This is a genomic window from Sphingomonas sp. FUKUSWIS1 (assembly GCF_000733135.1).
In the GTDB taxonomy this organism is placed as follows: Bacteria; Pseudomonadota; Alphaproteobacteria; order Sphingomonadales; family Sphingomonadaceae; genus Sphingomonas; species Sphingomonas aerolata.
In genome coordinates, this window is the sequence record NZ_JPJC01000166.1 from 1 (window position 1) to 23,005 (window position 23,005).

The 23,005-nt window shown below is 61.2% G+C and carries 11 protein-coding genes and 1 pseudogene; 8 read left to right on the forward strand and 4 right to left on the reverse strand.

The features are described from left to right. Window positions 1-861: 861 nt before the first annotated feature. A pseudogene (locus sphsw_RS20425) lies at window positions 862-1,140 on the forward strand (dienelactone hydrolase family protein); the annotation flags it as partial. 121 nt (window positions 1,141-1,261) lie between these two features. On the opposite strand, the gene sphsw_RS10570 reads toward sphsw_RS20425, so the two are convergent. The 4 genes from sphsw_RS10570 to sphsw_RS10585 all read right to left on the reverse strand — a co-directional run bounded on the left by sphsw_RS10570 (window position 1,262) and on the right by sphsw_RS10585 (window position 9,671). Continuing rightward, window positions 1,262-2,467: an ROK family transcriptional regulator gene (locus tag sphsw_RS10570; RefSeq protein ID WP_160172633.1), complete on the reverse strand. Its 1,206-nt coding sequence runs from the start codon at window positions 2,465-2,467 to the stop codon at window positions 1,262-1,264. A gap of 189 nt (window positions 2,468-2,656) precedes the next feature. Beyond that, window positions 2,657-5,602 (reverse strand): TonB-dependent receptor, encoded by a 2,946-nt coding sequence (locus tag sphsw_RS10575; RefSeq protein WP_052380916.1) that lies wholly within the window; start codon window positions 5,600-5,602, stop codon window positions 2,657-2,659. A gap of 167 nt (window positions 5,603-5,769) precedes the next feature. Further along, window positions 5,770-6,765 (reverse strand): alpha/beta hydrolase family esterase, encoded by a 996-nt coding sequence (locus sphsw_RS10580; RefSeq protein ID WP_042467041.1) that lies wholly within the window; start codon window positions 6,763-6,765, stop codon window positions 5,770-5,772. Next, a complete protein-coding gene (locus tag sphsw_RS10585) occupies window positions 6,762-9,671 on the reverse strand; it encodes a TonB-dependent receptor (RefSeq protein WP_042467042.1) in 2,910 nt (969 codons plus the stop codon). Before sphsw_RS10585 ends, sphsw_RS10580 begins: the two co-directional genes overlap by 4 nt. A 254-nt stretch (window positions 9,672-9,925) precedes the next feature. On the opposite strand from sphsw_RS10585, the gene sphsw_RS10590 reads away from it, so the two are divergent. From sphsw_RS10590 to sphsw_RS10620, 7 genes are all read left to right on the forward strand, one after another. Continuing rightward, on the forward strand, window positions 9,926-13,357 hold the full coding sequence (locus sphsw_RS10590) for a glycoside hydrolase family 2 (RefSeq protein WP_042467043.1): 3,432 nt from the start codon (window positions 9,926-9,928) through the stop codon (window positions 13,355-13,357). After that, window positions 13,321-14,328: an ROK family protein gene (locus sphsw_RS10595; protein WP_235188360.1), complete on the forward strand. Its 1,008-nt coding sequence runs from the start codon at window positions 13,321-13,323 to the stop codon at window positions 14,326-14,328. The genes sphsw_RS10590 and sphsw_RS10595 overlap by 37 nt, the downstream gene beginning before the upstream one ends. Window positions 14,329-14,639: 311 nt before the next feature. After that, complete coding sequence (locus sphsw_RS18360; RefSeq protein ID WP_031440593.1) at window positions 14,640-15,785, forward strand: hypothetical protein; 1,146 nt, start codon at window positions 14,640-14,642, stop codon at window positions 15,783-15,785. A 106-nt stretch (window positions 15,786-15,891) separates the two neighbouring features. Then, a complete protein-coding gene (locus tag sphsw_RS10605) occupies window positions 15,892-17,205 on the forward strand; it encodes a gluconate:H+ symporter (RefSeq protein ID WP_031440594.1) in 1,314 nt (437 codons plus the stop codon). 41 nt (window positions 17,206-17,246) lie between these two features. Then, the gene (gene uxuA / locus sphsw_RS10610; RefSeq protein WP_031440595.1) at window positions 17,247-18,407 is read left to right on the forward strand and encodes a mannonate dehydratase; all 1,161 of its coding nucleotides are present in this window, start codon (window positions 17,247-17,249) and stop codon (window positions 18,405-18,407) included. Next, complete coding sequence (locus tag sphsw_RS10615) at window positions 18,404-21,880, forward strand: glycosyl hydrolase 2 galactose-binding domain-containing protein (protein ID WP_235188361.1); 3,477 nt, start codon at window positions 18,404-18,406, stop codon at window positions 21,878-21,880. The genes uxuA and sphsw_RS10615 overlap by 4 nt, the downstream gene beginning before the upstream one ends. 122 nt (window positions 21,881-22,002) lie before the next feature. Further along, a complete protein-coding gene (locus sphsw_RS10620) occupies window positions 22,003-22,827 on the forward strand; it encodes a class I mannose-6-phosphate isomerase (protein WP_031440597.1) in 825 nt (274 codons plus the stop codon). Window positions 22,828-23,005: the final 178 nt, after the last annotated feature.

The following is a 23,005-nucleotide window of genomic DNA, read 5'->3' on the forward strand; positions in this document are numbered from 1 at the left end:
CCGCCGCCTGGCAGGAGTGAATCACGCCTTCCTCGTCGTCGCAAGCACGCGTTTTTCAACAGTCTCGGACCGGTTGTGACACCAATTCAAAGGCAGCTTTCAACCATCCGGCTGCCGAAAGCTGCCTGTCGCCTAACCACTATTTATCGCCATTCACAGATTGGGTGTGCGAAAAACCCGGTCGTAATCACCATTGTGCGACAAACAGGTGTTTTCCGTCATTCCGCTTGGACGACATCTTATGCTGGCAAGCCACGCAACAAGTATCGACTTTTTAGAAGGCGAACGTCAGCGACTGTCGCGAAATTCGGAAGTTTTGCGTAAATCCGGTGGGGCTGTCGATTGGTCGGGAGCCGCGCATTTGCTGACATGCTGGTCCTCTGTCATCACAGTCGCCCAGCGGGAGGGTAGAGTGTGCCGATGATGTTTCTCCAAGAGCTACTCGTAGGAGCTTCTTCGGCACTTGTCGCTCAAGCTACAATGTTCCCGCCCCGCCCCCCGCCGCCTCTCAGCTCTTTCGAGGCGCTCGAACCGACTGTGGGGCAGCAGCACCTCGTTGTCAGGTGCGGCATTGAGAACCTCGAGGTGCTATATCGTTGGCGGGATCGCGGTAACGAGGTGGTGTCGTTTAGATTCTGGCATAAGCCGCTCTCGGCGGAGGAACTCGCGCGCTTGAACACTTGGTTGCGCGAGTTGCGCAGCCCGGCCGTCATCATGACGTGGTGCAACCCATTCGGTGCCGACGTGATTTTCCAAGAAGCCTACACAAGGCTGTCGGGAGATCGAAAGCGCATCCGGATCAACTTCGCATACGGCCGCCTCTCCCGCGTGAATGCGTAGTCATGAGATGGCAGGCTCGGCACCTTCGGCGTATGTCTTGGTGGCTATCTCGCCTATCGGGGTGCACTCGATCCACGAGTGTTTGCGGCCGCCTGCTTCTACCTCACCGGCGTCTATTTAGGCACGCTTGAAAAAGGCCGGTCGGATGGCAGCCTGAAGCGCATCGCGGACTTGAAGACCGAAATCATGTTCGTCTGGGGGCGACAGGATACGCATGTCCCCTATGCCGGACGGCAGATGATTTGCGCGCGATTGGAGGAAGTAGATGCGCGCTACGAATGGCATGAGGTGAATGCGTAGCATGCGTTTCTGAGAGACGAGGGTCCGAGCTACGACGCGGCACTGTTCCGGCGATCCGTGAGGCTGACGTTGGATTTTTACCGCCGCGCCATGTCGGGACGCAGTCATCCGCGGCATGGCGTCAGCTAAGGTTCTTCATGAGAGCGGCGTGCGACGGCAGCGTATGGGCGATGAACGGTAGGATGGCCGCACCGATCGCGACAGCGTCCTCGTCATGACTCGCTCGTTGGATCAAAGCCATGTTTGGGACCGCGCTTCCGAGCGCGGCGATGTTACGATTCAGTTCGAGTATGAGGCTGTCCAGCAGACACGACGGCAGTCGTGCTCCAATGACGATCGCGGTCGGGTTGAGGAGGGCGTTCACCGTCATAATAGGGAGCGTGAGAGTCTTTGCCGCCTCTAGGGACCAAGCGCGGACGACCGGGTTGTGGCGTTCGACGTCTGCGCGAAGTTCCGCCACGCTACCCGCATATCCCGCTTTCTCCAGCCTAAGCCTGAGTTCGGACAGGGACACGCAGTCCTGGACGGTCGGCCCTGCGGGATGGTTGAAGTCCGCAGGAAGCAGTCCGAGTTCACCTGCTCGCCCGTTTCCGCCGCGCACATACTCGTTGTCTACGACGACAGCACCCCCTAGTCCGGCGCTGATCAACACGTAGAAGAAGTCGGTAAATTGCCGTCCGTTGCCGAACTGCGCTTCCCCGATCGCCGCCGCTGCGGCGTCGTTGTCGCGGAGGACAGGCAGGCCCAGTCCGTCTTGAAGCAGGTGTGAGACGTTCGTCGTTGCCCAGACGCCGTATGCCTCAGGCATCTTCGGCAGCGCGATCGTTCCGATATCGTCGGGTATCGCAAGACCGATGCCGATGAAGCGTTCTCGGTCTAGCTTCAATGCGTCAGTCGTCTCAGCATACCACTCCTGAACGAAGTCGACGACCATTTCGGGACTAGGAAAATCGACCTCCTTTACGGATCGCGCGCGAACGCCTCCCGCGAGGTCTAGGATCACGACGGCGACATGATCCCGGTCGATGTTTACCCCTAGCGAAAAGCAGCCATCTGGATCGATCGCGAGCCGCGAAGCGGGGCTACCTCTGGGGCCTTTTATGCGGGCAGTTTCGTGAATGAGACCCTCGTCGATGAGACGACGGGTGATGTTGGCTATGGTGGGAAACGTGAGGCCGGTCGCCGCGACGAGTTCGGACCTCGAAACCTCGCCTCCTGCGACACGGATGGCCTGCAGGACCACCCGCTGGTTGAAGTCGCTGACGCGGACAAGATTGCTGCCAGACAGGCCAACGGTCAGCCTTGGCTGCCGGTCGTTGCCACGCATGCCGTCGTCCTTGGACACCGTCGCCACCATCTTGCCGTTACCGCTATCATTCATCCCTTCATATTGCATCAAATACGGCTGGTGACGCGAACAAAAATATGGCCGCAGCGAAATGTCGCTGCGGCCTGAGTGAACCCCGTGAGTGGCTGGTCAAGGGGAGGAGAGCCAGCCTAGGGTATCTCGTGAAGCTCAGTTGCGGATGCGGACGCCAAAGGTCACTCGGCGTTCGAAGATGCTGGAGCCATACCAGAAGTTTTTGAACTGGGCGTATTGCTCCTCGTTCTCTTTGGTCAGGTTCGACCCTTGCACGAACATCGTGAACTTCGGTGTCACGTCATAGCTCGCGGACGCGTCCAGATAGCCTGTCGCGCGGTTCCAGACGGCCAGATTGTCATCAGCCGCGGCGACGAACCCACCGAAGCGCTTGCTGCGATAGTTGTAGGCCACGCGACCCTGCACTGGGCCCTTCTGATAGAACAGCACTGCGTTGGCCTGATGCTTCGAGTTGTCCGGAACGGGCAGTGATTTGCCGAAGAGATCGACATTGGAACTGCCGCTGTCGGAGTAGGTGTAGTTCAGCTGGCCGCCGAAGCCGCTGAGCACACCAGGCAGCCAATCGAAGACGGTCTGGAAACCGAGTTCGACGCCCTTGATGGAGCCACCCTTACCGTTGACCGGTCGCGTGACTGGGCCACCTTCCCGAACGACGCCATCAGCATCAGCCTGTGCCTCGATAAGGGTATTCGTCTGTAGGAAGCTCTTAACGTCGAACCAGAAGGCGGCAACGGAAAGGAGGCTGCTCTGATTGAAATACCATTCGTAAGAGACGTTGTAGTTCGCCGATCGCGGCAACTCAAGATTTGGGTTGCCCGCCGATCCCGAACTGTAGCGTTGCAGATTCGGATCAAGCGCCACGCCCTGATATGTCCGCGTTCCGTTCACCGCGAATGACGATGCCAGGCCGCGGCCGAACTGGGAGAGGTCAAGCTGACCAAGCGTCTTGGCGTAGGCGAAGCGCAGATACATGTCCTGGCGCACGTGCAGGCTAAGGTTGGCATCGGGCAGGAAATCGTCGCTGTCATTGTTCGACTTAGACGTTCCGGTCGCGATCGCTACGCCGTTCCACGAAAAGTCGCCTATGAATTGGTTGCCAGTTGGGAACGAGTAGATGCCCAGCTTCGTCTTCACGTAGCGCACACCGGCGTTCCCGGTGAAGTCGAGCGAGCCGAGTGAGCCGTCGAAATTGGCTTCGGCATAGGCGCTTATCTGACGCTGGGTGACGCGATAGCTGTTCTGGGGATCGAGGTAGGCCTTCGTGCCAGGGAAGAGCAGTGCATTGTAGGCGTTCACGTCGTTAAGTGCGTTGGGCGAAATGGCGGGAACGTTGGGAATGCCGCTGATTGGCCCGAAACCGCCCGCGGATGCGACTAGTCCTGGGAGATCGTTGAACTTGCGGATCGGCACGACGCTGTAGCCCACCGTATCGACGATGAGGGGATCCTTGTAAAAGTAGAGGTGCCCGGCCGGACCGATAGGCGAAAGATATCGGAATGCATTGTTGCCGGCGTCACGATTACCGTACCTGCCGCCAATGCGGATGTTCTTGAGAGGTCCAAGGTCCGTATCGTATTGCGCGTCTGCACGGTATACGTCGAGCGTCGCCTTCTGTTTGGAACCCTGAGACCAGGTGGAGGTCAGGGAGTAGTTGGCGGGGTTCGTCACGTCCGTTAGAAAGTTGACCGACGGCTCCGATCCGCGCCAATCCACCGTAGCGCGAACCGCGGCTAGGCCGCCTGGGTTGGCGTAGCTGCAGTTGACGGGGATCGTGGCTCCGGCGCAGCTGGTAGGAAGTGAACGGGGAACAACGCCTGCTCTGGTGGCCCAAGAGTCGATGTCGGTCTGGGTCGAGTTGTTTCGCGAATCCCCATGGACGTAGCGCAGGGCCGCGCTGAATGGTCCGTCGTTCTTGAAGCGGGCCTCGAGGTTCGTATTGAGCGATCGAGCCTTGTTGTACGCGTTCAACGTGTGAACCTGAAACCGCGACAGGTTCAGGTCGCCGAATTGCACGACGCCGTTGCTATCGATGATCGACGACGGGAGGTAGCTGTCGTTCGAGAAGTTGCCGTGTAGCACAGCCGTGTTGCCCGAATTCCTGTTGCGGAATCGGGTGTAGGCGACGTCGCCGATGAGCTGGATCGAATCCGTGACGTCGTACTGCACTGAAGCGTTTGCCCCGATACGCTCGCGCTGCGTCTGCCCATTGTCGAACTCGAGAGCGACGGGGTTGTAGAAGTAGTCCTTGTCGGCGAGCTTCGTGCTGTTCGTAATGTCGCCGTCCTTGCGGACGTCGAAGCCGGCCTGAGCATCGGTCGTCTTCAGGATGCCGTTGGTCACGCGCGGGTTCTTGTTGCTTAAGATCTCGTTGTCATACGAGCCCGCGATGAGGAAGCCGATGCGGCTGCCGTTGTAGGCGACCAGGGCAGAGGCGTTCTGGCTCCAGTCCTTTGTCCCGCTGCCATAGGTGTCCTGCACCGCGCCAGTGGCGGTCAGTCCCTTGTGAAGGTCGAAGGGCCGGCGGGTCTTGAGCGCGATGATGCCCGAGTTGCCGCCGGTCAGATCGCCGGCCGTCGGCGACTTGATCACGTCCACGCCCGCGAAGAGGGTTGACGGAATGTCGGTAAGGTTCGGCTGCGCACCGGTGATGTTCGAGGCACCGAGGAACTGCTCGCCGTTCAACGTCGTGAGGACGTTCGCGAGACCGCGGATGTTGACGGACGCACCCTGCCCTGCGGAACGCGTGATCTGCACGCCGGTGACGCGCTGAAGCGAGTCAGCGATTGTCACGTCCGGCAGCTTGCCGATGTCTTCGGCGGCAATCGAGTCGACGATCTGCGACGCCTCGCGCTTGACATTGATTGCCTTCTGCTGGGCGCCGCGGACGCCGGTGACGACAATGTCCTGCTCGTTAGAAACGACTTCCTGGACCGGTGGCGTGCCTGCATCCGGGGCCGCTGCTGCTGGACCGTCCGACGTGGTCTGCTGCGCCGTCGCGGACTGCGCACCCAGAAGCGCTACGGCCGAGCTGGCCGTGAACAGAACCGATCGGAGTGTTGTGAGTTTACGCATTGCCTTCATCCCCTCATCCTGACCGGGAGGGAACTCGAACGTGCACGGCGCTTCGGCACAGTGTCATGTTCCCTCCCCCACTCGGCTCTTTCCAAGCCCTCTTGGTCTTGCCTGAAAAGCAGCTTTCATTTGTGTTTGCAATACTTATTCAATTTGATTGAATAAAAATTGGCATGTTAGTTTGCGCTGAGCGCTCTGGTGCGGGCTGCTGGGTCACTTCTAACTGGACGGCTATGCTCGGACATGAAGCGCCACATAAGCTGCGTGTCTGCGACGCTCCACTGGTGTGTGCCACTCCTCGTCACATAGGAGACTACGTCCGCCCCCGGCTGGCAGCCGAGATAACGACGCTTCATTCTTCCGGACCTGACGAGTTCAGTTTCGACGACGCCCCGGCATCCATCAATGTCCGCCCAACGGCGCTCGGCTGCCAGCAACCCATACTGCCAATACCTCGCTCCACCGCCATCGATCGGATTTGTTGTGTCGGCGCCACCCGAAAAGGCGACGACCGGCATAGGCCTTGTTGGCTGGCAGGTCTTCACGTCGGGTTTCGGAGGCGTCGAGCGATCTGGCGCCCCCGCTCTAAGCCCTACCACCGGCGCGATCGCAGCCAGGCGATCAGACAGAACGCAGCCAAGCAGTGAGACCATCCGGCCGCCTCCGGATAGACCGGTTGCGTAAACGCGTTCTGGGTCGGTGCAGCTCTTGGCGATCAAAGTGTCGATCAACGCCAGGATGCGCGCGACGTCATCCGGCGCATCGGCGGGCGGCAAGGTCCCGGCCGTGGTCGGCACGCCTGGTATGTTCCAGGCCAGGCCACCGGAGGGAAGAGTCAGCCCCCCATCCGGCGAGGCCACGATCACGTGGTGGCGATCCGCGAGCTCCATCAATCCCGAACGGTCGAGCTGCTGTGCGCCGTTCGAGCCGCTACCATGCAGGTTGAGAATGAGCGGCAGAGCCTTCCAGGACCGGCTCGCGTGAGGCACGTAGAGCAATACCGGACGCGCCATGCCCACCGTCCCGATCTCGATGATCTGTCGCCCGGATGGCGTCAGTTCGCAGCGGGGACGTGCCGCGGATGCTGCGGCGCCGCCCGAAAGCGCGACGATCGCGATCACGCCCCGGACGATCCAACTGGCAAGCTGTGCAGGCGCCTTCGTGCGTTTCATAGCCGTATCCGAACCCCGCCCAAGACGCGGCGTTCGAAGATGGCTTGATCGAGATAGAAGTTCTTGAACTGGGCGTAGCGCTCCTCGTTCTCCTGCGTGAGGTTGGTGCCCTGCACGTATACCGTGAAGCGCGGCGTGACGTCGTAGCTGAGCGACGCGTCCAGATAGTTCGTCGGTTTCGTGAAGACGGCCAGATTGTCGCTTCCGGCCGGGGTCAGGCCGTTGAACCGCTTGCTGCGGTAGTTCATTGCGACCCGCCCCTGGAAAGGCCCCTTCTGATAGAAGACGACAGCGTTGACCTGGTGTCGGGAGTTGTCTGGAACGGGCAGCGTCCTTCCAAAGAGATCGATGTTCGAGCTGCTGCTGTCGGACAACGTGTAGTTCAGCTGCGTGCCGAAACCGCTGAGCAGACCAGGCAGATAGTCGAAGGTCGTCTGGAGCCCAATCTCCACGCCTTTAATGATCCCGCCCTTCCCATTAGCAGGCCGCGTCACTGGTCCCCCCTCGCGAACGACGTCGTCTTCGTCTGGCTGCGCTTCTATCGCCGTGTTCGTCTGTAGGAACGATTTGACGTCGAACAGAAAGGCAGCCACCGACAGGATGCTGTTGCGCGAGAAATACCACTCATAGGAAACATTGTAGTTCGTCGACTGCGGAAGCTTCAGAGATGGGTTTCCGGCGGATCCCGAGTTGAACCGCTTCAGATCCGACGGGAGGGGCTGCCCGTTGAACGTCCGCGAACCGTTGATGACGTAGCTGAAAGCGAAGCCCTGCCCGAGCGTGGCCAGGTCGTAGGTCCCGACGACCTTGGCGAGCGCGAACCGCAGTCGCATGTCGCTCGCCAGCTCGAAATTGAGGTTGGCATTCGGTAGCCAGAAATCGCTGTCGTTCTTGTATTTTACGGTTGGCAGCGCCAGCTGGACGCCGTTGTTGGCGTTCAACCCGACGAAGGCAATCCCGTTTGCTGGGTTGGTAAAGATGTCGAGCGAGTTGCGCGCGTACCGCAATCCAACGTTCCCAGTGAACGGAACGATCAGCTGCCCGGCGACGTCCGCCTGAAGGTAGGCGGCGACGTCACGACTGTTGACGCGATACGACTGCGTCGGGTTTGCGTATTCCCGCGTACCAGGAAATAATGCCTCATTGAATTGCCGGACATCGTTGAGCGCGGTCGGATTGATCGCTGGTAGGGCTGGAATGCCCGTGATGGGACCAAAGCCGGTGGCTATCGTGGTCAGGCCGGGAATGTCGGCGAACTTGCGCACCGGCACGAGGGAGCGGTTGAGCCCGTTGACCCGGTTAATGCCAGTCGCGTCCTTGAAGTAATAGAGATAAGGCGTCCCGCCGAATGAGATCGGAGACAAGAGCCGGAAAGCTTCGTTGCTGACGTCACGCGTCCCGTATCGGCCGCCGAACTGTAGCTTTCGCAGAAGGCCGTCGTCGCTGACCCGGTAGGCCCCATCAATCCTATACGCGTCGAGCTGAGCTTCGGAGCGGTTTCCAAAGGCCCATGTGGACGTCAGCGAGTAGAGCGCAGGATTCGTTACGTCGCTCGCGAACGACACCGCAGGGTAGTGGTTGCGGAAGTCGATGCTAGCGAGGACGCTGGGAAGACCGCCCGGATTGCCGTAGACGCAGGACGCCGGCGTCGCCGTGCAGTCGACGACGCTCGAGCTCCTTGGAACGAGAATGCTTCTGGTGGCCCACGCATCGACGTTGCCGGAGATGTAGCTCGATTTCGAATCCGCCTGCACCCAGCGCGCCGATGCGGTGAACGGGCCTCCATCGTCGAAGCGCAGTTCGACGTTCGTGTTAAGCGAACGAGCCTTCGTGTAGTTGTTAATGGTCGAGGTGTGGAAGCGGAACAGGTTCGCGTTGCCGACTTCCAGCACGCCGTTTCCGTCGATGATCGAACTGGACTGGTAGGCGTTGTCGGAAAAATTGTTGTGCAGCACGGCCGAAACGCCGGAGTCTCGGTTTCGCAGGCGCGTGTAGGCCAGATCCCCGATAAGCTGAAGCGAGTCCGTGATCTGATACTGTGCCGACGCATTGGCACCCAGCCGCTGTCGATCGGTGATCGAGTTACTCATCTCGAAGGCGACAGGATTGTAGAAGTAATCGCCATCGGCGCGCAGGGTGCTGTTCGTGATGTCGCCATCGCCTCTCGTATCGAAACCCGCCGCCCTGTCCGTCGTCTTGCGGATGCCGTTGGTGATCGATGGCCGCTGATTTGACAGCGTCAGGTCGTCGTATGCGACCGCGAGCAGTCCGCCGAACCTGCCGTTGTTCCATCCGACTAGCGCCGAATACTGCTGGCTCCAGTCGTCGGTGCGGTTTCCGTAGACGTGCTGACCCGACACCGATGCGGTCAACCCCTTGGGGAGATCGAAGGGCCGGCGCGTCTTGAGATCGACGATTCCAGATACGCCGCCGGACAGGTTGCGCGCCGTTGGCGACTTTATCACGTCGACGCCGGCGAAGAGTTCTGATGGGACGTCGGTGAGGTTTGGCTGAGCTCCCGTTATATTCGAGGCACCTAGGAACTGCTCACCGTTTAATGTCGTGAGCACCTGACCCAGACCGCGGATGTTTAGGGAAGCCCCCTCCCCTGCGGATCGCGTGATCTGGACGCCAGGCACCCGCTGCAGGGAATCCGCGATGGTCGCATCCGGCAGCTTGCCAATGTCTTCCGCCGCGATCGAGTCCACGATTTGCGTTGCATCGCGCTTGACGTTGATCGCCTTCTGCTGCGCGCCGCGGACACCAGTGACGACGATATCCTGCGACACGTCCTCCTGCGCGGCAGGCGATACCTCCTGCTGCGCCAAGGCAGCGTCAGGATGCATAAGAATAGCCGCCGAGCCTGCAAGCAGGCGCATTGCGATGAGTTGTCTGCCCGTGCGCATGGTGTCGTCCCCTGTGTTGATCGCGCAAGCGGGGACGAGCGCCGCGGTTGCCGCAGCGTCGAGTCCTCTCCTGTGCCGACCGGTGTCTAAGCCCTGTCTTAGAGTTGCAAAGAAACACACAGAGACACCGAGATCAAGACTTATTCAATTTGATTGAATAAATTTAGAGAGGTGCTATCCCTGTCATCGACGATCGATCATGGCTGCCCCGAACTGGTAGGCAGCAAATGGTTTTGACGCCTGAGGGAGGAAGCATGAAGTATTTGGCGGTAGCGCTTGCGGCAACGGCGCTTAGCGGGTGGCAGGCCTCGGCTAGCGAGCCATCAGCCGTCGTGGGCGGTCCCATCAACGTCGACATCGCGCGTGGCGGCGACAGCGTTAAGGTCCCAATCGCGGCGCGGTCAGCGAACGCTACGGCTCGAACCGGTGACTTCACACTGAGCGGGTGGGTATTGCCCAAGGACGCTTCGGCAGCGGATGCGCCGCTGATGGCGCAAGCTGATCAGGGGAAGGTCGCGTTCGCGCTGAACCTGGTCAAGGGGCGTCCTACCTTCATTGCGGGCTCGACCAGAATTACCGCCAATGCGACGATGCCGGTCGGGCGTTGGACCCATTTTGCGGTGATCAACGATGCCAATGGCCTCGTCCTGTGCGTCAATGGCAGAACCGCGGGGCGGGCACGACGCCTAGAAGGGTTCGCTTTCCAGGGATCGATGACTGTCGCGCCACGCCAGTCCGGCTACCAGACGTTCGCAGGCCGCTTGGCGGACGTTCGCCTGGACCAGTCCGGGACCCCGTCAGCAACGATCGAATCTGAGGCGGGTCGGCTTCCTAATCCGGATCTCATCGGCTTCGCGACGAACAGCCCGAAATGGCCGGTGCAGAAGAAGCAGCAGATCGGTATGGAGGCACCTCAGTCCGCCGATACGCTCCCGAAGTCAGGTGCGCCCTTTTCGGCTCCGATCGCCAAGCCGATCCCGGATCTGCCGGTTCTGGCGAGCGGCGCCGACGGGCGCTGGACGCTGAACGGCTGGCGCCTCGTTGCCGCACCGGACATCCACGACGCAGGAGCGGTCGTGTCCAGGGCTGGATACGACGTCAGCCGCTGGCACGTCGCCACGGTGCCGGGAACCGTCCTGACGACTTTGGTAGATCGGGGCGTCTATCCTGATCCTGGTTACGGCCTCAACAACATGGCCATTCCGGAGAAGCTCAGCCGGCAGGCCTACTGGTATCGCACACAGTTCCGCGTGCCAGTGGGAGAAGCCGCGACGAACACGTTCCTCACGTTCAAGGGGATCAACTATGCCGCGGAGATCTGGGTCAACGGGCAGATCGTCGGCGATGTGAAGGGCGCATTCGTTCGGGGCCGCTTCGACATCTCGAAGGTGGCCGCGCCTGGCACCATTGTCGCAGTCGCCGTGAAGATCCTTCCCCCGCCCCATCCCGGCATCGCCCAGGAGGAGTCCTTGAAGGCCGGTGCCGGCGAGAACGGTGGCATGCTCGTCCTTGACGGCCCCACTTTTGTCGCAGCCGAAGGCTGGGACTGGATACCGTCCATCCGCGATCGGAACATGGGGATCTGGCAGCCCGTGCTGATCGAACAGGTCAGCGCGGCGAGGATAGGCGATCCGCAGATCGTCACGACAATTCCAAAGCCTGACAACAGCCTCGCGAACGTCGAGGTTCGCGTTCCGGTCGAGAACCTTACGGATCAGCCTGTCGAAACCGTCGTGCGCGCGAGCTTCGACGACGTCGCCGTCAGCCGTTCCGTTCAACTCGCCCCGCGGCAGAAGACCGTCGTCGCGTTCATGCCCGGCGAGTTCCCGCAACTCACCGTCCGGAACCCGCTACTCTGGTGGCCTAACGGCTACGGCAAGCCGAACCTCCACGATCTGCGCATCGAGACGTCGATCGCAGGGAGGAAGTCCGACGAGCGCACGACGCGCTTCGGGATCCGGCAGGTGACCTACGACATGTCGTTGATGGACGATGCGGGAGAGCTGCGTCGGGTCGGCATCGATCTTTCTCGCGCCAGATCGATGGGACAGCATATCGTCGATGGCACTCACGACGGAATCCGCAAGGTCAAGGGCGGCTGGGCCGCATCCCTGGCGCCAGGTGCGCTCAAGTCGGCCGCGGTAAAGCGGATCGATGGCGAAGAGGAGCTCGCGCCGCATCTCGTCATCCGCGTGAACGGCGTCCGCATCGCCGCTCGGGGCGGGAACATCGGCATGGACGATTTCATGAAGCGCATCGAGCGCGACCGACTGGAGCCTTTCTTCCGCCTGCACCGTGATGGCAACATGAACATCATCCGCAACTGGGTCGGCCAGAACACCGAGGACGTGTTCTTTGATCTGGCGGACGAATATGGCCTGATGGTTCTCAACGATTTCTGGGAATCGACACAGGATTACAACCAGCAGGTCGACGATGTGCCCCTGTTCATGAACAATGCGCAGGACGTCGTGGCCCGGTATCGGAATCACCCATCGATCGTTGCGTGGATCGGCCGGAACGAGGGTGTTCCGCAGCCGTCGCTCAACGTTGCTTTGCAGTCGCTGATTGAAAAGGAGGACGGAACCCGGCTTTACATGGGCTCCTCCAATAACGTGAATCTTGCCGGAAGCGGGCCCTATGACTGGCGGGAACCCGAAACCTACTTCACCGAGCATGCCAAGGGTTTTGCGGTGGAACTCGGCACGCCGTCATTCCCTACTCTGGAAAGCTGGAAGCGCGCGATCCCGAAGGAGGATCTCTGGCCGATCAGCGACGCATGGGCCTACCACGACTGGCATCAGGATCGGGGCGGATCGGTCAAGACCTACATGGACGCCATGCGCGTCCGTTTCGGTGAGCCGACCAGCCTTGAGGACTTCAGCGGCAAGGCGCAGCTTCTTCAGTATGACTCGCATCGGGCGATCTTTGAAGGGTTCAACGCCGGCATCTGGAAGACGAACAGCGCTCGGATGCTGTGGATGACCCAACCTGCTTGGCCGTCCAGCGCATGGAACATCTTCAGCTCGGATTACGATACGCAGGCGTCCTACTACGCGGTCCAGAAGTCGTCGGAACCGGTCCACGTGCAGATGAACCTGCCGGATCACAAAATCGTGGTGGTAAACAACACGCTCGAACCGCTGCGCGGGCTGAAGGTTCGAGTGAGGATGACCGATCTGCAAGGCAAGGTCATCGCGGATCGTTCCGTGCAGTTGGATGCAGCTGGCGAAGGCGTTTCAGACGCCATGACGATCGCTCCTGAAACGTTGAGTTCGAATCCGGTGACGCTGGTCAGTCTCGAAGCCATGGATGCAAAGGGCACGAGCCTCTCGCGAAACTTCTATTGGGAGGGCCGCCAGCCATCAGACCTGAAGGGTATGACGGCGATGCCTAAGGTCGGACTGACGGCGTCCACGACGGCACGGATCGACGGAACGGAGACAGCCGCTACCATCACGCTTCGCAATGCCACTCAGACGCCGATCATCGAGGCGAAGGCCACGCTTTTCGACGCATCCGGAAAACAGGTTTTGCCAGCCTACTTCACCGACAACTACGTCTCTCTTCTCCCAGGAGAAGAACGGGTGATCGCCGTGCGATACCCGACGAGCCGCGCGACCGGATCGGTGAGCGTTCGCCTGAGCGGATGGAACGTGATGCCTTCGACGGTGGTGGTGCAATGATGGAGATGCACACTCAGGACATCCGTGCTGGGGCTAAGCCAGTTCGCGGGGACTGCATCGTCGGGATAGAGCTCGGCGGCACCAAGATCATCTGCACGCTGGCCCGAGGCCATGACGACATCGTCGAGACAAGAAGACTTGCGACGCGCGACCCTCTCTCGACGCTCGCCGACATCGAGAGGATACTTGATGGCTGGATGCGGACCCACGATGTGCGGGCGCTCGGCATAGGCAGCTTCGGGCCGATTGAACTGAACCGGTCGTCCGACGACTTCGGCCGCATTGGGAAGACGACCAAACCCGGATGGCATGGCGCGGACGTGGTCCAGCGGCTGATGCGACGCTACGATGTCCCGACCAGGGCCGATACAGACGTGAACGCGGCAGCGCTGGCCGAAGGTCGATGGGGTGCAGCCCGAGGACTTTCGAGCTGGACCTACATTACCGTTGGCACGGGGGTGGGTGCAGGCATCGTGGTTGGTGGGCAGACCGTTCATGGGCTCGGCCATCCCGAGGCGGGACACATGCTCGTGAGGCGCGAGCCTGGTGATGAGTGGGAAGGCGCATGCCCGTTCCACGGGGACTGCGTCGAAGGTCTGGTTTCCGGTCCGGCGATAGAAAGGCGGACCGGCATGTCAGGTGACGCCATCGCGGACGATCACCCGGTATGGGAGCACGTCGCGGATGCGTTGGCTACCATGATGCACAACATGCTCTTCACTGTCGTGCCGGAGCGCATTCTGTTGGGAGGTGGCGTCCCATCTCGGCGGCCGTTCCTTATCCCCATGATCCGCAGCCGGCTGGAACCGCGGATGGGCGGCTATGCCGGTTCGGATGCGATCACGGCGCAGCTCGAGACGCTGCTGGTAGCGCCGGGTCTTGGCGACGAAGCTGGTCCGCTGGGCTCGCTCGCTCTGGCCTTGGACGCCTTGGATGCAACGGTAACACCGAACGCTGCCACCTACGCCTGATCCTCGAAGGTCGCCCACGACCAACGCGGACAGCCTCGAGATTGAGAGGAAAATCGATGAACCTCCACCAAGGACGCCTTCGGCTAGCTTCGTTGTGCGGCATCGCCATCCTGGCGTTCAGTGCTGCACAAGGCAGCGCTCAGGACCCGTCCGAAGTTGTGGATCGAGGAGAGTCTGCCGCAACGGGGCCGCACAACTCCGTCATCAAGCTTCGTTGAAAAGGGCTGCCGCTTGCGGTGGCTGATTTGGGTCGTGGCTCGCGATGGAAGTCCGAGCCCGCGACATTCTTTTAGCAGTGGAGACAGTGCGTCATGCTGCACGGGATAAATCTGGAAGTCGCGGCCGAGTGGAACCGGCGGATGTTACTGCAAATCCTTCGAACGTCCGGTCAGAAGACCCGGCGGGAGCTTGCAGCCGTCACCGGCCTCTCCATGCCGGCGATTGCGAACATCGCAGGTCTTCTGATCAAGGACGGCTTCGTCCAGGAATCCGGTCGGACGAGTGATAACAGGGGCCAACCGGCAATCCGACTGCAGATGGTGAAGGAACGGGCGATCTGTATCGGCGTCGATGTCGGTTCCTCCAGGATGCGTCTCGTCGCCGTCAATCTGGCCGGACAGGTCGTTCACCGACGGACACAGGCGCTAGATGTTGCCGACGAGGCGGTGGTTTGCGCTACGATCGTCGACGCCGTCGCTCAACTCACTGCCAGCGGGATCGTCGACGCGCGCAAGGTCATCGGCGTCGCCGTGGCGCGGTGTGGTTCTTGGATCGACCATGCAGATCGGGGGGAAGCCGCCACCAACGCGATCGTTAGGCTCGGTGGGCGCGCGGATCAGCCTGCCTTGGAAAACGAGCTGACTTTCGTCTCAAGCTACGACGCATTGGCGGCGATGGAGCCATTTCAAAGGACCGATCATGAGGCAGAGCGCTTCGGGTACGTTCATCTCAGTAACACACCCTCGCTCGTGACAGTCACCGGACGGTCCACGGGGCATCTTCATGTAGAGGCCAAGCGCATTCCGCAGGGTGCGAAAATCGCCGCAAGGTTGCACGCGGCAAGTGAAGCAAAGCCAACCGCCACTACGACGACTGATGGCACTGACACGGTGGCCGATTGCGCAGGGGATCTTCATCTCGCTCTGCACGAGGCATATGGCAGGTCGGTACCCACAACGTTGTACGTGGGGGGTTACGTCACGGATCTGGTCGCTGTCGATCTAGCCACGGCGCTTGGCAAACTCCGCGGAAGCGGATCGATGGTATGTCCGGCAACCACCCCCGATTACGCCGTCGCCATCGGGGCTGCCGCAATGCTGATCGAAGATCGCCTCATGCCTCAGGGCGTGCTCTGCCCGAAGATCAACGACGACATCGGGGGAGAGCTGGAGACGCTGGGTCGATTCAGTTCCCAATCCGACAACTGTGAACCATCTGACCGAGGGGTAGCGAATTGATCGCGTCGATCATGCTGTCGCCGATGAGTAGCGGTTCGGAAGGATCCGTGGATCGGCATGTTTCCGAACCAGGTTTTCAGCGCAACGTGATCCGCCGGGGCTCAATATGACCCTGCTTGCCGTGCTGGTCGCGGTGGGGACGCTCGTGCTTCTGATCTCCGTCGTCAAGCTGCATCCCTTCGTGGCGTTCCTTATCGCCGCAATCGTCGCGGCCCTGCTGCTCGGGCGTCCGATGACCAGCATCACCACCAGCTTGAACCACGGTATCGGTGACATGCTCGGCTCCCTGACCGCGATCCTGTGTCTTGGAGCCATGTTCGGAAGAATCGTCGCTGACAGCGGTGCTGCACGCAGGATCGCGGACACGCTGATACGCATTGCGGGGATAAAGCGGATAACGCTTGCTCTGGCGGCCTCCGGGTTCCTTGTCGGGATTCCGCTGTTTTACAACGTCGGCTTCGTCCTGATGGTGCCACTCATCCTGTCGGTCCAGCAGCGCTCGAGCCTGCCTGCGGTATATCTCGGAATACCGATGCTGGCTGGTCTGTCGATCGCCCATGGGTTTCTGCCGCCCCATCCCTCCCCCACCGCGCTCGTCGGGCTTTTTGGCGCGAACATGGGGAGGACCCTCGTCTATGGGCTGATCGTCGGGATCCCCACGCTGCTGATTGCCGGGCCGTTGTTCGCGCATACGCTGAAGGGCGTAGTGGCGAGGCCGCATATGTCCCGGCCGGACAGTAGCTCGCAAAGTCTTCATGTTCCCGGCGTCGCCGCCAGTTTCGGAGTCGCGCTCCTGCCGGTCGCGCTGCTAGCCGGTGCAACCCTCCTCACGTCCTTCGACGGCATGCGACCGGAGGTGCTGATGTCGGCTGCCGTCGCAGGCGATGCGAACGTGGTGATGCTCAGTTCGCTACTCATCGCGACCATCGTGCTCGGCGTTGCGCAAGGCAGACGCGCTTCCGACCTGTCCGCAGGCTCGGTCGAGGCCATCAAGGACATCGCCGGCATTCTTCTCGTCATTGCAGGCGCTGGCGCGCTCAAGCAGGTGTTCATTGACGGCGGGGCGGATGTTGCGCTGGCCGGCTGGCTTTCAGGACTTCACGTTCCGCCTCTCGTTCTCGGTTGGACCATCGCCCTCGCGATCCGGCTGGCTCTGGGGTCGGCCACGGTGGCAGGCTTGACCGCGGCCGGCATGGTGCAGCCGTTGGTGGCCTCGCAGCACGTCGATCCCAGTCTGATGGTTCTCGCCATAGGCGCCGGCAGCCTGATGTGCAGCCACGTCAACGACTCCGGCTTCTGGATGTTCAAGGAATACTTCGGACTGAGCCTGGCGGACACCTTCCGGTCCTGGTCGGTCATGGAGACCCTGGTCGGCGTGTTCGGCCTGATTTTCACTCTCATGCTGAGCCTAATCGTATGATCGATCGGTCCCTTTCGTTTCCATACTTTATGGACCAGACGATGCGGTGGTTCGGCCCGCGTGACCCTGTCTCGCTTTCCGACATTCGACAGGCCGGATGCACGGGCGTCGTCACGGCCCTCCACGAGGTGCCCAACGGCGCGGTGTGGCCTGTCGAGGCGATCGCGCATCGCAAGGCGCTCATCGAGCAGGCCGGTCTCAGGTGGTCGGTGGTCGAAAGCCTGCCGGTTCACGAGGCGATCAAGCGTGGCGGCCCGGGCCGGGATGACGCGTTGGCGAACTACAAAAAGAGCCTGGTCAACCTCCATGCATGTGGCGTCACGACAGTGACCTACAACTTCATGCCGCTTCTCGACTGGACGCGGACCGATCTTGCCTACGAGCTTCCCGATGGCGCGTTGGCCTTGAGGTTCGAACCAGAAGCGCTGGCGGCCTACGACATTCATATCCTGCACCGCCCTTCGGCCGAACGGAGCTATTCCGATCACGTCAAGGCTCGCGCCGCAGTCTATTTCGCTTCGATGGACAGCGCGGCGCGCCACTGCCTGGAGCGTACGATCATCGCCGGACTTCCCGGTAGCGAGGAAAGCTTTGGTTCCGCGGAATTCCTTGCGGCGATAGAAGGCTATCGCGAGATCGACGCGCAGACCCTGCGTGAAAACCTCTTTGGCTTCCTGCGCGAAGTATGCCCGCTCGCGGACGATCTCGGCATGCGACTGGTGATCCACCCTGACGATCCGCCCTTCGAGCTTTTCGGCTTGCCGCGAGTGGTCGGGTCCGCAGACGACTTGGACAAACTGTTTGCCGCTGTGCCCAACGTCTCGAACGGTCTCTGCTTCTGCGTCGGCTCTTTCGGCGTCGCCGCGCAGAACGATCTTCCCGCGATGATGCGCCGCTTCGGCGACCGTGTTCACTTTCTCCATCTCAGAAACGTGCGGCGCGAAGCAGGTGGCGGATTCCACGAGGCCGCACACCTAGGTGGGTCCAGTGACATGGTCGCGATCATGAAGGCCATCCGTTCGATATCGATGTCGGGACGGCGTTCGATCCCGATGCGTCCAGATCACGGTCACCGGATGCTCGACGACCTGAAGAAGTCGGGAAGCAACCCTGGCTATTCCGCGATTGGGCGGCTCAGGGGGCTCGCCGAACTGCGCGGGCTTGAAATCGGCATTGCCGCCCATGAAGGAGAATCGCAGTGAAGCGCATCGTTTCGAAGAGCGTCCTTCTGGCGCTAGTGGCCGGAGGAGCGGTCCCCGGAACCGCGCAGCAGGTCGACTGGGCTTCCCCGCGACTCCAGCAGCCGAAAATGGATGCGTTTGGCCCCTACGACGCCGAGTTCATCGCTGGTGGGGACACCATATCGAAGCGCGCTCAGGGCTATGCCGAAGGCGAGCACATTCCCGCAGGCGCGGCATGGACGATGTCTGCCTGGATCAAACCGGCAAGGCTCGTGCCTGGCCGGGTCGAGGTCGCCGGCGTCGGCAGGCCCGGGGACGATGCTTCGCGCTCGTTGGATCTGGTCGATGGACGATTGGGCTTATCAATGGGTGGACGATCCCTTCGAGGCGGTGGGGCGCTCGAGATCGGCAGATGGCACCACGTGGTCGCAGTCAGCGACGGCGGAACAGCCCGTCTCTACGTCAATGGGCGCGAAGTAGGTAAAGGGACCACGTCGGCGTCCTCGCCCGAAGCGCTGATCGTGCTCGGCTCGCGCACGCTCGGCAAGCCAGGCTATGCTGGCCGCCTCGCGGCTTTTGTTGCCACTCCGCAGGCCTACTCCGCCGAACGGATACGTGCTGAGGCTGCAGTCGTGCCGGACGAGAATTTTGTCCGTTTCGAGACAAACAGCCCCAGTTGGCCTCTTCAGGTGCGAACGCAGTACGGCGAGGCCGTGCCGCAGCGTGCCTGGACCCTTCCGAAGGGCATCGCGCCGTTCTCGCAACCTCAGCCCTCGCCCGCGGTGGAAGGCAGCCCGCTGATTCCGGTTCGAGATGGCCTGTTCGCGGTCAACGGCTGGAGAATGGTCGAAGCTCCGAACGTCTCGAGCACGCCGAAGCTGCTGTCGAGCCCTGGCTACGATGCGAGCAAATGGTTTCACGCGACGGTCCCCGGAACCGCGCTGACGACCCTGGTCGATCGTGGGGTCTATCCGGACCCGCGCGTGGGACTGAACAACATGGCCATCCCCGAACGGCTTGCGCGGCAGGACTACTGGTATCGGACTGAATTCACCCTTCCTCGAACGGAAGAGGGCAAGAGGCAGCGGCTTGTTCTGAACGGCGTCAACTATCATGCCGACGTCTGGGTCAATGGTCGACGGGTGGGAGACGTCAAAGGCGCTTTCGTGCGAGGTCGGTTCGACGTTACGAGCCTGCTGATGCCCGGTAGGTCGAACGCGATCGCCATCCGCGTATCCCCGCCGCCCCATCCCGGCATCCCCCATGAGCAGTCGATGACGGGCGGGCGGGGCGAGAATGGCGGCGCCATGATGATCGATGGCCCGACCTTCACCGCCAGCGAGGGGTGGGATTGGATACCCGGCATCCGCGACCGCAACACCGGGTTATGGCAAGGCGTCGAACTGCAATCCACAGGTGCCCTGGCTATCGGTGATCCCGAAGTGTCCACGGATCTGCCCAAGGACGATAACTCGCTTGCGGATGTCTTCATCGACGTGCCTGTGACGAACGTTAGTGATACCGCGCTGAATACGACCGTGAGCGCCGCCTTCGACGATGTCTCCGTAGCTCGCCGGATCAGCGTTCCGCCTAGGTCGACCGTGACGGCGCGGTTCACCCCATCGGAACACGCCGCCCTGCACGTTCGGAACCCGAAGCTCTGGTGGCCAAACGGATATGGCGCCCCGGCGCTGCACCAGCTCAGGCTTGCCGTGGATGCTGGGGGCACGGTGTCCGATCGACGGCAGCTGTCCTTCGGAATGCGCAAGGTGACCTACGAACTGTCCTCGCTTGATCAGCACGGTGACCTGGAGCGCGTCGATGTCGATCTCGCGCAGGCGAAGCGACTTGGGACCCCGATCATCGACGAGCGGAACGCGGCTCTTCGAAAGGTCCCAAATGGGTGGGCGAACTCGTTGCGGCCCGGTTCCGAGCTGTCACCGGCGGTCCGCAAGGTTGTCAGCGACCCGCGCCTTTCTCCGAACCTCGTCCTGAGGGTTAACGGAGTCCGGATCGCGGCGCGTGGCGGCAACTGGGGCATGGACGAGATGATGAAACGGGTGGGGAGAGAGCGGCTCGAACCCTATTTTCGCCTTCACCGCGACGCCGGTCTGAACATCATCCGAAACTGGATGGGCCAGAGCACTGAGGAGAACTTTTTCCAGCTCGCCGACGAATACGGCATGATGGTCCTCAACGATTTCTGGGAGTCCACGCAGGACAACAACGCGGAAGCCGAGGACGTCCCTCTGTTCCTGGAGAACGCGCGCGACGTCGTCCGACGTTTTAGGACCCATCCGTCTATCGTTATGTGGATCGGTCGTAACGAGGGCGTACCTCAGCCGATCCTGCAGACGGCGTTGCAGGACATGATCTGGGAGGAGGATGGAGGCCGACTTTACAAGGGTTCGTCACGGATCATAAACCTCGGCGGATCCGGGCCATACAACTGGCGTTCCCCGGAAGGCTACTTCACCGATTTCGCGAAGGGCTTCGCGGTCGAAGTAGGCACGCCGAGCTTTCCCACGCTCGAAGCGTGGCAGAGGGCGGTCCCCGGGGCCGATCAATGGCCTATAAACGACACTTGGGCCTACCATGACTGGCATCAGGAGCGAGCGGTCTCAGTGGCCAGCTTTATGGATGCGATGAAGCTGCGCTTGGGGGAGGCGACGAGCCTGACCGACTTCGAGCGCAAGGCTCAGCTGCTGAACTACGAGTCCCATCGTGCGATCTTCGAGGGCATGAATGCCGGGCTGTGGAGAACGAACAGCGCCCGCATGCTCTGGATGTCGCATCCCGCATGGCCATCGGCGAATTTTCAGATCTATTCGTCCGACTACGACACGCACGCTTCTTTCTATGGAACGCGTAAGGGGACGGAGCCCATCCATATACAGATGAACCTGCCGGATCGCAGCCTAACGCTGGTGAACACCACCAATGCCCCGTTGCAGGATGTCACGGTCACCGCTCGCATCGTATCGCCCAGCGGGCAGGAACTAGCCACGAAGTCGGCCGTGGTTAGCGCCGCAGCCGATGACATAGCCGATATACGTAATCTCGACGTCGGTAGGGATGGCGGATTGAGGTTCGTCAAGCTCACGGCGACGAGCGCCAAAGGCGTTCTGTTGTCTGAAAATCTCTACTGGGATGCGAGCGATCCGGCAGCGTTCAAGGCGCTCGACGACCTGCGTAAGGTCCGATTGGATATCGCGTTTGGTGGCACGTCACCGAATTCCGATGCTGGGATCGACGTCATCATACGCAACACGTCCACTTCCCCCGTGCTCCAAGCAAAGCTGACGCCGTTCGATGCGGCGGGAGTGCAGATACTACCTGCCTACTTCACGGACAACTACGTCTCCCTTCTCCCCGGCGACACGAGACGACTGCGTCTGCAGATACCGGCTGACCGGAAGCTCGGTGAGCTTCAGGTCCGGGGCTGGAACGTCGAACCCGCGTCGCTTTCCTTTTCCTCCCGAAAGGGCGGCTGAAAACCGGGAGAGAACGTCGGTTCGACCAGAGATCCGAATCCACCTCTTCCTGCCCACCTTCTGCGAATGGCCGGCCAAGAGGGCCTGCCACCCCACCCTTCTTGATCAGGAATATACACGACATGCCTGCTGAGCTGCTCACGACGAAACGAGTGGAGAAACCTTGGGGTCGCCGCAACCTCTACGGGGGCTTCACGGACCCGGCCGAGAACGACGAACCGATCGGGGAGATCTGGTTTCAATCCTCCGAACTGTCCGACCCGGAGCTTCTGATCAAGTATTTGTTCACCAGCGAAAAGCTATCCGTGCAGAATCATCCCTCGGACATGGAAGCCGCAAAACGTGGCCTTCCGCGTGGCAAGGACGAGTGCTGGATCATACTCGACGCGGAGCCAGACTCGACGATTGCTTTAGGTCCTTTGGAACCCATGACCCGAGAGGTTCTCCGCACAAGCGCAGAAAACGGCACCTTGGAAGGCAGACTGGACTGGAAGCCGGCCAAGCCAGGCGACTTCTTTTATTCGAAGTCGGGTGTCGTCCATGCGATCGGGGCGGGTCTCACGCTGATCGAGGTCCAGCAGAACTCCGATACGACCTATCGTCTGTTCGACTACGGCCGACCGAGGGAGCTCCATCTGGACGACGGCGTCGCTGTAGCGGAACTCGATCCTTGGACGGCGGAGCCCCAAGGCGGGGTCGTCGAACCCGGTCGTGAGATACTGGTCGAAGGCCCGACGTTCGTTCTCGAACGCTGGACCGGCGGTGATCGCAGGATCGATATGCCTGGGAATGCCCGAGGCTGGCTCGTTCCGGTACGCGGCACGGGAAGCGTAGGCGGGATCGCCTGGAAGGCAGGGGAATGTCTTATCGTGACGGGAAACGAGGATCTGGACGCATCGGACGATGCGGATCTCCTGTTTGCCTACCCTGGCGCGGCCCGGATTTGACCGGGTTAGAGGCGAGCGGACGCGACATGTCTCACGTCACTTGGGTTAGACGTGTTGCGTCGCGCAGCGACGATAGTGACGCCCCGCTGTTAGCGGGCCGCCTGATGGGTGCGGCTCGGTGTTGAGCGGGCTTAGGTGTTTAGTCCCGGCATCTGGTCGATCGGATCGACGATGAGCC